Annotated in this window: 9 protein-coding genes; 3 read left to right on the top strand and 6 right to left on the bottom strand. The window is 45.5% G+C overall.

Going from position 1 to position 13,900, the window contains the following annotated elements; all coding sequences use genetic code 11:
- Nucleotides 1-79: 79 nt before the first annotated feature.
- Entirely contained in the window at nucleotides 80-6,463 is a 6,384-nt protein-coding gene (locus tag AC1S8V_RS15500) for a rhamnogalacturonan lyase family protein (RefSeq protein ID WP_482074351.1), read from the bottom strand.
- A 207-nt stretch (nucleotides 6,464-6,670) separates the two neighbouring features.
- Here AC1S8V_RS15500 and AC1S8V_RS15495 point away from each other — a divergent pair, with 207 nt between their 5' ends.
- Nucleotides 6,671-7,543: a helix-turn-helix transcriptional regulator gene (locus tag AC1S8V_RS15495; protein WP_482074350.1), complete on the top strand. Its 873-nt coding sequence runs from the start codon at nucleotides 6,671-6,673 to the stop codon at nucleotides 7,541-7,543.
- Nucleotides 7,544-7,667: 124 nt separating this feature from the next.
- Here the strand turns inward: AC1S8V_RS15495 and AC1S8V_RS15490 are convergent, their stop codons facing one another.
- Nucleotides 7,668-8,405, bottom strand: a complete 738-nt coding sequence (locus AC1S8V_RS15490; RefSeq protein WP_482074349.1) for an SDR family NAD(P)-dependent oxidoreductase — start codon at nucleotides 8,403-8,405, stop codon at nucleotides 7,668-7,670.
- Nucleotides 8,406-8,583: 178 nt separating this feature from the next.
- Here AC1S8V_RS15490 and AC1S8V_RS15485 point away from each other — a divergent pair, with 178 nt between their 5' ends.
- A complete protein-coding gene (locus AC1S8V_RS15485) occupies nucleotides 8,584-9,192 on the top strand; it encodes a TetR/AcrR family transcriptional regulator (protein ID WP_482074348.1) in 609 nt (202 codons plus the stop codon).
- Between the two features lie 151 nt (nucleotides 9,193-9,343).
- On the opposite strand, the gene AC1S8V_RS15480 is transcribed toward AC1S8V_RS15485, so the two are convergent.
- Entirely contained in the window at nucleotides 9,344-9,643 is a 300-nt protein-coding gene (locus AC1S8V_RS15480; RefSeq protein ID WP_482074347.1) for an immunity 53 family protein, read from the bottom strand.
- 177 nt (nucleotides 9,644-9,820) lie between these two features.
- Between AC1S8V_RS15480 and AC1S8V_RS15475 the strand changes: the two genes are divergently transcribed.
- On the top strand, nucleotides 9,821-10,177 hold the full coding sequence (locus AC1S8V_RS15475; protein ID WP_482074346.1) for a DUF3221 domain-containing protein: 357 nt from the start codon (nucleotides 9,821-9,823) through the stop codon (nucleotides 10,175-10,177).
- A 189-nt stretch (nucleotides 10,178-10,366) separates the two neighbouring features.
- Here the strand turns inward: AC1S8V_RS15475 and AC1S8V_RS15470 are convergent, their stop codons facing one another.
- The 3 genes from AC1S8V_RS15470 to AC1S8V_RS15460 form a co-directional block, all read right to left on the bottom strand.
- Nucleotides 10,367-11,641 (bottom strand): alpha/beta hydrolase, encoded by a 1,275-nt coding sequence (locus AC1S8V_RS15470; RefSeq protein ID WP_482074345.1) that lies wholly within the window; start codon nucleotides 11,639-11,641, stop codon nucleotides 10,367-10,369.
- A 112-nt stretch (nucleotides 11,642-11,753) separates the two neighbouring features.
- Nucleotides 11,754-12,401 carry a response regulator gene (locus AC1S8V_RS15465; RefSeq protein WP_482074344.1) on the bottom strand — a complete coding sequence of 216 codons (648 nt, stop codon included), beginning with the start codon at nucleotides 12,399-12,401 and terminating at the stop codon, nucleotides 11,754-11,756.
- A complete protein-coding gene (locus tag AC1S8V_RS15460) occupies nucleotides 12,398-13,621 on the bottom strand; it encodes a sensor histidine kinase (protein WP_482074343.1) in 1,224 nt (407 codons plus the stop codon). The genes AC1S8V_RS15465 and AC1S8V_RS15460 overlap by 4 nt, the downstream gene beginning before the upstream one ends.
- Nucleotides 13,622-13,900 lie beyond the last annotated feature (279 nt).

Here is a 13,900-nt window from a genome sequence, read left to right as displayed (position 1 = left end):
AGGAATAGCACTTTTTATATGCGTACCTTAATTCAGTTGTAATCACTTCTTGTTAATGGGATGTCTCAAACATCTCAGTCTACTTGCGTACCGTCACATTTAATTTGTACGATCTGGTTTCCCCTGATGAATTGCGAAGGACAGCTTCATACTCGTAGATTCCAGGTGCCCTTCCAGAGACTGCGGTAACCGCAGACTGTGCACCAGGAGAGTGAGATTGCAGCGATTGCGTATCGATCAAAACACCATTTTCGTAAAGTTCGTATTCGGTTGCGTTTGTTCCCCACCACAGATTCATGGTGACATTATAATTGCCGTCACCGTCCCAGTTGTCGTTCGACAGAACAGCTTGCCCCGGGGAAGCATCCGTGACGATGACTGTCAACGGAACACTCATGGTTGCACCCAGTGCATTGATCAATTCTCCAGTATAGATATAGGTTCCATTTTGCTTTCCAGTAATATCAACTTTAACAGACTGTGCGGATGGGGATTGATCGACCAGAGAAATATCCTTAATCAATTCACCATTCTCATACAGCTTGAACTGATTGCCGTTATTGCCCCACCACAGATTCATCGTGACCGTGTAGTCGCCGTCTTTGAGCCCTGTGTCATAACCGTTATTGTCAGAAAGCACTGGAGTCCCAGGCGCCCCATTCGCTAGCGGAGTTGCTTTGTTAAGCCATTCCTCCCACTTAAGCAGCACATCTGTCTGTTCATCCGTGAATACAGTTCCTCTAGCTGCTTGAACGTCATTACCGAAGGATGCGAGCAGTTGACGCGCCTTTGCTCCTTCAAGATTATTTGCTGCCTGTTTGGCCTGCTGTAACGTGTTCGCCAGCTGATCAGCTAGAACACCAGCATTAGGATCGATCGATTCATTAGCAAAAGAGTTGGTCAGATTGATCAGGCTGTCGAATGTAGCAATAACCCCAAAGCTATAGTCTACCGTCTGTTCCCAGCCAGCCAAGTCGGAGACGGTTGCCGTAACCTTGTTTAGGCCGGGTTCCAGTGTATATGCCGGAGTGTCCAGGAGCACACCCTCCGGTTCTTCCACACCGGATACCGTATCGGCGGCTGTATAGCCAATTTCAACATGTTGATCAATGGTGTATTCGGTTTGACCATGAATTTCAATGGTTGGAGGTACGAGATCAATGGATATGGACAAAGACTGTTCGCTCTCTTTGTTACCGTCGACATCGACACTCCAGTAGATGATGGTATGTGTACCTTCTTCAGTTAGGGTCAACTGTGTGCCACTCACCGTTTCGCCACCATTGATTTGATAATAGGTCCCTTCAATTTCGGAATCTTCATCGTTTGCTGTAAAGGTTACTTGTACTGGAGAAGTGTACCAGTCGTTCTGCGATTCTCCTTCCACAGTTGCCGTAGTATGCGGGGCTTCCTCCTCCGGAGATTCCCCTTCCAACGTAACAAAATCAGATAGCGGTATATTCAATTCCTTCACAAGGCGTGCCACGAGTTCAGACACCTTGATTGCACCATTCATCTGCAAATGTGTATTGTCTTCCGTTGTGCCTACCCACATGAAGATCGATTTGGTCCCTTCTGTGCCAAGCTCCTGGAAATGCTCCCAACTGGCTTGGTTCAGATCGATGATGAGCGTTTCCGTTTCCTGCGCTGTTTCTTTCATCGCCTGTACGTATTCCGGGAAGCTCTTGTTCAGCACCTCTCCGGTAAAGTCACGGCGGTTCACTGGCGTGACCAGAACTGGAATCGCCCCTCTCTGCAGAGCACCATTAATATATTCTTTCAAATATACCTTAAACTGCTCGGGCGTAAGATAACGCTCCGGACGGGACGGCGTGGAATCGTTATGAGACCACTGCATGAACAGATAATCGCCTTCATGAATGTCGAGTAAAATATCGTTGAGATATCCACCAATCAGGAAGGTCTTGCTGCTGAGCCCGCCGACTGCCCGGTTATCAATACTGACTTCATTTGGATCAAAATATCCATCCAACGTTTCGCCCCAGCCCGCTTGTGGGCGATAGTTCTCCGCGTAGTTGGCCACAGTGGAATCGCTGGCCAAATAAATAACCGGTTTATCGCTTGCGCTGTGATCTGGCAGGCGCTCCAGCTTCAGCGCATTGATCTTCGGTGCATTTCCAGTGAAGTTGAAGTTAAACACTCCATCGATCAGGGCAATGTCGTACGTAATTTCTTTGAATTCACCCTTGGCAATGGTTGTGAGCGGCAGCTTGGTCATCTGCTCTACAACAACATTTGCGCTGGTGGATTCTTCAGTATCCCCGATGGTCATCGTTACCCGATAATTAGCCGGCTCCATCTCCACCAGGAAGGAGGTTCCGTTTACCCGTATGAAATCCTCTTTGAGTGAATCTCCGGTTGCACGGTTCTCATCTCTGGTCAGCGCAGTATCGGCAAAGCCGTACCCGTTGCCTTCGATGTACGCTCTTTTGGCATCTACTTTGATGTATCCTTCAGCAGCACTGCCGGAACCAAAGTCAAATTTGTATTCGTTTATCTCTTCGCTCGGTTCACTTGTCAATGAATCCTTCGCAACCGTTAACATGTTAAACGCATGGTCAACTTGAGCCTGAGTGGCTTCCGTATTGAATATGGCTTCGGTTGCTGACAAAGCCCGATTCACCACTGCTTTCGAAGCTTCTGTATATTCGGACAGATCAAGTGCTTTGATCTCATCGTACAGAGCGATTAAGGCAGTCTGATCTCCGCCCTCCGAAGGAAGCTGAGTGCCTTCAATCCGAACGTTGTCGATCTGGGTAGTCCAGTTCAGCGTGCCTCCACCGCCTTTTCTCGTCCCCAGAAACCGCATGGCTCTGACGTTGTCCGCATATACGCCGGAACTCAGTGAGATATCTGCAATCGTTTGTGTAACTGTCGGATCCGCCAGATTCGTTAATGTCAGATCCAATGTTTTCTTGGCAAAGTTAACGGTTGCATCCACATTGACCCACTGGTTCTTGGAAATCTCTGTAGCCGTTCCTCCTTCGGGTATGGCCGTATCTCCTGTGCCGTAATCCGGATTATATGCACCAATATAATAATGAATTTTCGTGCTTCCGGTTTTGGTATACAGTGTGAAAAGGGCGTTTTCGTTGGAATCCTGGACCGTGAGATGGCCTTCTGACGGATAGGCACTCACATTACCGGATTGCCAGTCAAAGTTCACGTTCACCTGATCGCCGTTTACGGCATCAAACAGACGGAATACTTTGGCCCGATTGCCCGATCCTGACCCCGCGACGGACAGTACCTTATTTCCGGACTGCTCAACCACCGTTCCAGTCATGGTTCCTCCAATACCAGTGGCATTAACCATCGCATACTGGTAATCAGCAGCGTTGCCTTCAAAATCCTCCTCATATAGCTGGACTTCCGGCTCTGGCTCGGGTTCGGAAATATCCGGGTCGATGACCAGGGATGATATGCTCAGCTCCATGTCTTTGACCGCACCAGCAACGAGTCCGGCAATCTTCTGCGCACCATAGCTGCTGAAATGGGTATTATCGTTGATTCCATTCGGGTATTTTGGATATTCACCCGGATTAGCATAAAGGAACACTTTCTCCGTAGCTGTATTACCAATTTTGTCGTAGTACGCAATACTTAACTTGCTCAGATCAATCAGCTGCACGTCCTGCTCTTCCGCCACTTCTTTGGCGGCCTGCACATAGGCAGGGAAACTGACGTTAAATTCCTGAGTCACTGTATTGAAATCTCTCCGTCCAACCGGAGTGAGCAAAACCGGTGTAGCGCCGCGCTGTTTGGCACCGTTTACATAACGAGTTAAGTAAGTCTTATAGTCCTCCGGTGATGCGTAACGGTCCGGTATTCCTGCACTGGCGTCGTTATGACCAAAGGAAATGAAGAAGAAGTCCCCTGGCTTAATTCGTTGCAGGATCGTATCCAGACGACCGTCCACCATAAAGGATTTGCTGCTTCGGCCGCCGATCGCATCGTTCACGATGACTGCCCCATTGGAGAAATAACGTCCGAACTGCTGGCCCCATCCTTCTTGAGGAGCCTGCATTTCACTGTACGATTGCATGGTTGAATCACCAGCCATATAGATCGTTGTTGCCACACCGGCCGCTTTCTCCGGATATTTCTCGATGATGATGTCTTGGATGTCTATGGCTGTACCCGTGAAGAGCAGATCAAGCTGTCCATCCACCGCAGCAATATCATAGGAATACTCCAGTGGTGTTCCTGCTGTCACATTGGTTACGGCGAGCTTCTGGACGAATTCGGATTTGACCCCAACGTTCGACTCATTCGCATCATTGCCCAATCGCAGCGTCACCTTATAGTTGGCATTTGGCAGGTCAACAGCAAATGTCGTGCCTGTCGTGACCGAAACCTGGTTTTCCCCTACCGTAATACCGTTCGTATCTGTGAACCCGTATCCCGGATCTTGCGCGTAGAGCGTATCCTGTATGTTCGTACTTCCCGACGCAGTCTCTGTACCAAAATTAAAGCGGTAGACCGGATCCGGCATTTCAACTTCGCGGGTCAGCGCCAGTTCGGCTTTAGGGAATGCTGTAGCTTCCGCTCCAAGATAAAAGCCTGTATGAGGCGGCTGGTTGTAGGATACATTTTGCCAGGCTACACCAAGTCGATACACAGGGTCCTGCATCAGCGTAGGGATGCGATAATCTGAAGAAATGGTCGTCGTGTAAAGACGATACTCCGAGCTATCTTCGCTTCGCAGCAGAATTTCCTCCCGCCAGTCGCCCAGAATATCCGCCTGAAGCGCCGGATTCCCTTTGGTATGGTTGTTCGTTAATGTACCGGTCCCCCGGAAGATTTCATTCAGCTTTTTGTTTTCGTAATCCCACTTATAGATGAGCGGAATTCCTCTGGCTGTGCTATTATCCCACTCATGGTCAAACAGCTCCCGCTGAAGATCTCCATCCCACCAGATGGCAAAGTTGGCAGTTTTGGGCCCTTCGTCCACAGTGTAGATAGCCTCTCCGGCAGCCGAATAGGTATTGGTTACAGGTACACTTTGCCCGTTGGTAACGGTCGTGGCCCATGATTCGTAGCCCGGATAGTTCGGATCAATGTCCGCCGACATCCCGCGACCGGTGTCGAAACCTGTTTCCTCCCCCCAGATAATTTCACCTGTTGCCGCATCGCGCATCTCCAGTCCGTATGCAGCATTCGAATGCTCATGCACGCTTACGACCTGGTAGCCCTCCCGATTTGGATCGAGCTGGCCGGCGTGCATGGCGTCGCCGTGACCTAGTCCGGTGCTGTACAGCACGCTTCCGTCATCGTCTATGGCTAGGGCGCCAAACATGATTTCGTCCTTGCCGTCCTTGTCGGCATCCAGCACACTTAAATTATGGTTACCTTGTGATTCATATTGAGATCCTGCTTCGTTTGTGTCGAACGTCCAGCGCTTGACGAGTTCCCCACCAACATAATCATAAGCAACAAGCACAGTGCGGGTATAATAACCCCGGCTCATCACCACACTTGGCTTCGTGCCGTCCAGATAAGCAATCGCGCCAAGGAACCGGTCTACACGGTTGCCATAGCCGTCGCCCCAATCACTGACGTTGCCTCTTGGCGGATCATAATTCACGGTGGATACGGCCGCGCCAGTCTCACCGTCAAACAGCGTGAGATATTCCGGCCCAGACAGTATGTATCCGCCTTCGTTGCGATAATCCTTCGTACCGTCACCAATGATCGTGCCTTGGCCGTCCTTCGTGCCGTCTGCCGTTTTGACAACAACTTCGGCCTTTCCGTTGCCATCCAGGTCATACACCATTAACTGTGTATAATGCGCTCCGGCACGGATGTTCACGCCCAGGTCAATCCTCCACAGTTTCGTGCCGTCCAGTTTGATGGCATCGATATACACATTGCCAGTATAACCGGCCTGCGAATTGTCTTTGGAATTGCTCGGACTCCACAGAAAGACAATTTCATATTCGCCATCACCGTCCAAGTCCGCTACGGAAGCGTCTCCTGCATAATAGGAGTAGGTTCCACCGTCCTTGGTCCGGCCGTCGGCCGGTTTATCGAGCGGAATAGGAAGATACTCGTTATGCCAGACCGATACAACCTCCGGCAGCATTTGCTCCTTGCCCGCAACGATGGTGGATATTTGGTACTGCGAGCTGTCGAAACCAGTGGTGTCCACATAGTTCGTCACGTCGCTTATGGGCGATGCGTTCACTTTAGTTCCGTTTTTATATATATTGAAAGCGATATCATCTGGATCGTTGTTTAAATACCTCCAGCTTAAAAAAACGCCGTTGTCTACGAGGACCGCAACCAGACCCCGGTTAAGATATTCTGCTTGGCGACCCGGCAGACTTGCTGATGACTCTGCACGCATCGGCGCCGGGGGGATGGCTAGTGAAATAACCATAAGGAACGCTAAGAAAGAAATAAACATCGATTTCTGGATGGAACCATTTCTTCGGACCATTGGATTAACTCCTCCTTATCTAAAAATTCATTTTTAGAATCATCAGTTCGATCCTGCCCTGCTTGTTGTCAAATGAACACAAAATACAGTCACCTCCTTTTAATGTTACCGCTTACATTTATCTTACAGGTCTAAAAAAAGACAGACAATCTAAAAAATGTGACGTATTATATAATATAATTGACTTTTTTAGGAAGGAGATGAAAGATGGTTCATACGGTCTCTTATGCTTTTCGTAATGACGATACATCAATCATGACACTAGACTCTATTGGATGGCAGATCGTCTCAAGCGAGGATTATCGTTGTCCAAGTGATAATAGACCTGATCCAGGACACGTTGTTTTTCAATACACGCTTAATGGTCGGGGTTATCTGGATATTGAAAATCAAACGATTCCTTTACCAAAGGGACATGCACTACTCGTTAAAATCTCAGGAGAACATTGCTATTACTATAAACAAGACAATAACGAACCTTGGGAATTTATTTGGATCAACATACGCGGGGATGAAGCCAACCGAATTTGGGATATGATCCATGATCATGAGGGGCATGTCATTCTACGAAACGCGGACTCTCCCTTAATTCAAGAGTTATGGCAAATCATCCATTTGATACATCAAGAGAAAGTTACGGACAAGTATCGCTTGTCCATGCAAGTCTATCGGTGGTTGCTTATCCTGGTGCAGACAAGTCGAGATGCGGAGAGGGATATCGGTGCCCTTTCAATAACAACGATCGAGAAATGTAAAAAGTTCATCCGAGAGAATTATGCCTCCCCGTTGACGCTGGATCTGCTGGCCAGCCATTGCGATATCAATAAACACTACTTGTGCAGGTTATTTCAGAAATCAGAGAAAACATCACCGCTAGCCTATCTCAAAGACAGACGGATTGAAGTTGCAATCCGACTACTCCGCACGACGGAACTTCCGATTTCTCAAATTGGTCAACAATGCGGCTTTGAGAGTCCCAGCTATTTCGGCAAAGTTTTTCGGCAATATATGTCCATGTCTCCCAAAGAATATCGCTTGAATAAGTTGGAGTTTCCTTATGAGGCCATCTATTATGAATAGCTAAACTCACTGTTTGCTAGTTGTCCTCGGCTCGGAAAATGCTCTTGTACCAATAAAAAAAGCCGCTAGAATAGCGACTTTTAAGGGGACTGTGTTCTTTCTTGTGCTTCGACAACTGCTGGACTTATTGAGCGGTGTATCCTCCATCTATGATGAGGCTATTTCCTGTCATGTATGAAGAGTCGTCACTAGCTAGGAACAGAACGGCTTTGGCCATCTCTTCTGCTTGACCGAGACGTTTCATTGGTGTTGCCACAGAAAGTGCTTGTTTGCTCTCTTCCGGGATAATTGGTGTATCGATGAAGCCTGGGCAAAGGGAGTTCACCCGAATATTCTGCTCAGCATACTCCAATGCCAGAGAACGAGTCAGATTCACAACGCCGCCTTTAGCTGCATTGTAGGCTGCTGAACCAGGCGAACCAACCCATCCGTACATGGACGCCGTGTTGACGATTGTGCCTCCGCCAATTTTCAGCATTTCGCGGATCGATTCACGAGCGACCAAGAATACGCCGTCCAGATCAACATTGACCGTATTGCGCCATTCTGCATAATCAAGCTCATGCGTCGGATGAACACGTCCGATGCCGGCATTGTTGAATACGATATCCACTTGACCAAATGCCTCTACAGTTTGTTTAAAAATCTCAGAAACCTCTTCTTCACTCGTTATGTTTGCTTTGATAAAGAGAGCCTCTGCTTTAAGCGCTTTCAGTTCCTGCTCAAACGCCTTGCCTTTTTCTTCATTCAGATCCACCAAGACCACTTTAGCTCCTTCGGAAACGAATAAGCGAGCTGTCGCTGCACCAATCCCGGATGCTCCTCCTGTGATGACTGCAACTTTATCTTGAAGTTTGCCCATGAATAAATCCCCCAGTATAATATTTTGAATAGCACTTCAATTGAATATGTGCTATGTGACGTTTACAAAACTAATTCTATGCTTAAAATTGTAACAATCCAATCATTAAGATGTGACCAAGTGTCTACCTCGTAGACACTTAATAAAACTATGTCTATATTTATAGGAGTTTTTTTGAATGAATAATGAATTTATTGTGACATCTCAACATCGTAATCGAACCAAGGAGCACCTAAAAACCGCTCTGATTCAGCTCATTAAGAAAAAAGGATTCCATGGTGTTTCTGTCAAAGACATCGTTGATCAGGCGGGTTATAATCGCAGCACGTTTTATTTACACTACCAGGATAAATACATTCTCGCCGAAGAAATGTTGAGTATGAGACTCGAAGGATTGAGGGGCGCAGTAGGTAAACCCTATTGGCACGGTCAAAAGGTTTCAACAAACAAGCTTGATGCCGAATCTTTTCAAATCGTGGATTATATCTACGAGCACCGTGACTTCTTCGAACTGATTCAATACGATGATACGTTACCCGGTTTACATACAGGCTTTCCGCAAACCATACTCAAAATCTATCAGGAGCAATTTGTCTTTGAGACGATCAACAACCCCCCAGTTAACATGGACTATTTCAAGTACTATACCGCCTACGGTTTTTTTGGACTATTGAACAATTGGATATTAAGCGGATATCGTGAATCACGTGAGGCATTTATCAAAAACGTGATTGAACTCACCAAAACGCATATTCACTCTCTTTTCCATTTCCAATTCAATGCATAATCTAATTTTGTTGCTTCGTTGTACTCACATTTTTGTTTTTTCATTATAGATTCAATAGTTTCATCATCTACAATATACGGTAAATCTAAATCGAATTCTTTTAGATACATCTGATTCTCTCCTTAGATTACTCCCGATGGTTAGTACATTATTAACTTCTATCCAAACTTGAAGCCCAATTTTTAAAGCAATTAAGCATCTCTTCCAAATTTTTTGTTCCCCCTGCACTGTGAAACACTCCATCTCTCACGATACAGTAGAACCAATCTTGTTCATTTCTCTCTTCTTCAATCGAATCAAATGGCACATCTTCTAAATATGTATCCGTCAAGTCGATTTCGACAGACCAACCAGGATTATCCACAGTATCAATTCGCACACCGTATGAATGCTCCCAATCACCGTCACAATTTTCATAATACCAGCTTTGAATCCAGTTGAGGGTATCCATCGTCGTGACCTCTTTTTTGTTTTTTTCTACTCTAGGAACTTATTATTTAAAGGAATCCTCATGCCATGTGTCATATTTTTTTGGATGAATTACCTTATTAGTAATAATTTACTTTTTTAATGTAGGGTATACTCAATAGCAAGGGAAAAACTTTAATTCAAATCATGGGAGGTTGTTATGAAAAAAATAATGCTGTTTATCTTCATTAGTATGGTGATACTTCCTGGCCGTTCTAACAAGGTAGAAAAAGAACCTTATCCAGTTTTCGAGGGCACTGTAGTATTTAAAACAGATGAAAATGACAACTACAAATTTCTTGTACTACAAAATATAAGTAAGGAAGAATTGGAGAATGGAAATCTTGAGGATTTTATAGAACTAGCACAAGACCAGGAAGCTTCGTATTATTTGGTCGATAGAGAGAAATATGAAACAATTGAAGTAGGGCAAAGAGTAAGAATCACTGCTGGCTTAGACCAACTAGAACCCTCGCCACCCATTAGAACGGTTGTGAGTATTGAACAAATCAATTAAAAACATTCCTAGTTAGAATATATAGGCTATGATTTTTCTATTGCCAAATGATAAAAAGACCTTAACGTTTCCACGAACGTAAGGTCTTTTTATCATTTTGGTTTCAAGAGTTCGGAGTTAAATCTCGTGCGGTTAAATCCGTCCACCCTCTTCTCTCATTACCCTCCCGAAATTCATTTCAAATAAATGCTAAGGATTTTGAGGTTTCTTAATCATCTCTACGCCGTCAAAGGTAAGGCTGTCAATATCTGTTTCCTTTTTCAACATATATTTATCAAAGAATGCCTTTGTATAAGAGCTAATAATGTTGCGCTGTTCCATCGCGTCTCGGGTTCCTCTGGATGCTATATCCGTAGTTGTAAACAAGGAATCGGAGAAGTCACCATGGACTACATTATCAATAATGGCGAAGTAGGTGTCCTTGCTGTTGGATTCAAGAAGAAATGCATTCGTATTATAGGCAAGCACGGTGCTAAGCTGCATGAAAGGTTTCTTAAAATCGCTATCCAAGGCACCTAACATATTACCGTCAAGGTTTACAGCGCCGACAAATCGGTCATCGTCACGGCTAACAATTGCCGCTGTCGTTCCTCCAAATGAATGTCCGAACACACCCATTCCGAGATCAAGCTGCAATCTGCCTTTAAACATAGATTCCATGTCACCTGTATTCATTTTGTACAAGTTATCTGCAACATATCGAATATCCTCGCTCTGTAAAACGGCATATTTTGCAAACTTGACTGCTTCAGGCGCGGAAGTTAATTTGCGAGCAATCTCAATAGCTTCTTCTTCCTCAAGCTTCTCAGTCACAATTTCAGGTGGAGTTAGGGTGGCCGCTTCCATTCCGTATTTCGTTACTTCGTCCATAAATTTCTCTGACAACCCAACCGTTCGTCCATCTTTAAGTTTGTACACACCACTTTCGGCATGGCCGATGGATACCACAATATAGCCGGCGCTTGCCAGGTCTTGAGCGAACAAAGTGCCTTGCTGCGGGTAAGCGCCTGCGCCATGAACAAAGAATAAAACCGGATATTGTTTTTCCTTTTCAGACAAGGCCAGATCTTCGTAAGACCATGTCTTGAAATTGGAATCAAAAAGCTGCTCACCACCCGCCGTGCCCCCTAATCTAACCAAAAGCTCATCCCTCAGTGAATGAAACTCCGGAAATGCATACTCTGCCGTCGGCTTGCCCTCATTGCTGTCAGACGGATAGAAAAATAATGCTGTCAGTTCTCTTTCTGAATGGTCTGATGCTGTGTGTTTGAAGTCCATCTGTGTACGTCCGACCGTATAACTTCCCATCGGTTTCGGAAACTCATTCTGTGCGGAAGCAACGTTATTTTCAGGTTTCGGAATTTCCTCCTGTGTGGAAGTCCCGCTATTAGTGCTGCTGCAGGCGGATAGCATGGTCAGTGAGAGAACAGTTGCCAGAATCGTTGTCAGTCTTATTTTCATCATTTTTCCTCCAATTTATATTCATGCATCTATCATAAACGGAGGAGAAAAATAAAAAATCGTACAAAAGGGCAAGACCCAAGTGTACGATCGGGCAAATCTATGAAATGTTTGATTATAAATGCAATATTCCACGCTCCACCGCGACGGCGACGGCCTGCGGTCTCGAATCCACACCCAATTTATTGTAGATACTCGTTAAATGAGTCTTTACAGTCCGTTCGGATATTCCCATATCAAAGCCGATCTCTTTACTTCGAGAGCCACGGGCAATCGCTTGAAGCACGATTAGCTCTTTGTCTGTGAGAGATATCCTCGTCGAGGATGATTCTTTCGCCTTTTCTGATGTCTTGTGAGCAAATACTTTCTCGCTGATCTCCGGAAGTAGCAACGTTTCTCCCCGCATCGCTGCATCAATCGAGCGAAATATCATCTCTCTTCCCGTGTCCTTTAGTAAATACCCTTTAGCACCTAAAGCCAGCCCGCGGATCATCATTTCATCCTCGTTATATGTAGTCAAAATGATGATTGGTATATCCATTCCTTTAGCTCTAAGCGCTGTCATGGTATCAAGGCCGCCCATTTCAGGCATGTTTAAATCCAATAGAATAATGTCCGGCTTGTAAGTATCTACCCGTCGAATCGCTTCCATACCGTTAGATGCTTCTGCAATTACCTCGTATCTTTGATTGGTTTCCAGGATCAGCTTAAGTCCCTCCCGAACGACGAAATGGTCGTCCACGATAAGAATCTTGATTGTCATACGTTGGTGTCCTCCTGTTGTAATGGGATGCGAACAGAAACTTGGGTTCCTTGCTTTCCGCTTTCAATTTCGATATCCCCGCCCATAATTCTGGCTCGTTCATAGAGGCCCATTAAACCATAACTGCCGGATTGTCTACCGATCAGCTTGGTATCGAACCCTGTGCCGTCATCTGAAATTTTTAGTTCGATTACGTTTTCGCGTGCTGAAATCACAATTTCTACATTCGTAGCATTAGCATATTTAGCTGTATTGGCCAAGCATTCTCGGATGATATGTAAGCTATGTTCGAAGATCAACTTCGGCACCACCAGATGGGGCATCGATAACCGAGTGACAATACGAATCCCTGTTATATGTGAGAAATGTTCAGCTTCTTCCTTCACTGCTTTAGAAATATCTATGACATCTGCAGAATACGAACGCAAGTCGTCAATTGCGCTTCTCGCTTCTGAAAGCGTGCGCTTTGCTTGGGCTTTTGACAACTGAACAATCTCGTGGGCACGGTGGTTATTATCATTTTCTAAATGCGCATCTACGGCATCAAGCTGCATAATGAGACCTGCCAGTCCTTGTGCCAAGGTATCATGTAAATCACGGGCCATCCTTTGACGTTCATTGGCAATCGTTAGCTCCTCCACTTTCCTGTGCGCTCGTTCCAATTCACGTAAAAACGACTGGGTCCGCAATTTGGCACGAACTTGTTTATAGAACAAAGCAGCATAGCCGATTACGAAAAACATGATGAAGAAGAGCGATGGTACTGTAGATGGCAAATCCTCGGTAGTCCCGAGCCAAACCAGGGAGACAGAACACAAGGTGCAGTAAATGGTACATACCAGAAGCACCTTCATCCGTTGAGCGTATACGCCAATACTCTGACCTGCCAAAGCCGTCAATAGACTTACAAAAATGAGAGAATGAGCATTAGGCATGAATAACGCACACCCCCAGACAATACATCCTTGTGTCATAAAATAAATCCAGGGTCTTCGATCGACAACGTATCCGGCATACCAATGCAGCAGAATGTGAACCAGAATGAGAGCTGTAAACATAATAAATTCAAACCATGTGGGCAACATCGGTAGCTGGGAGTACAATGCAGAAAAATAAATCAGAATACCCCAGATCAAAGCAGGCAGACGAGAATCACGCAGAACATTTTGAATATCAGATCGGGAGCTTGTATACGGTTTGTTTATCGAATAATCACTCATGCTTGATCACCTCTATCAGGTACTATCTCAAAACAATCTTCCTAAACACAAAAAAACGGTACATGACTGTACCGATCATTGACTCACTCCATCTATGTTAATGTACGAAGTGTCTCGAAGTCCAGCCCCAGCAGAATCGTGCTAATCACACTCAGCCTTCCTGCTCCACACTATGCCCTGTTCCTTTACTTCTGCGAGCATATATTCCTCTATTCTTGCTGCTTTACTTTCCATGTTCATTTCATGCTGGTTTCCATTATTGACCCAACGATATCAACT

Source organism: Paenibacillus sp. B46(2026) (assembly GCF_056786355.1).
Note: the sequence above shows the minus strand (reverse complement) of the source record. Positions and strands in the feature narration are given on the sequence as shown.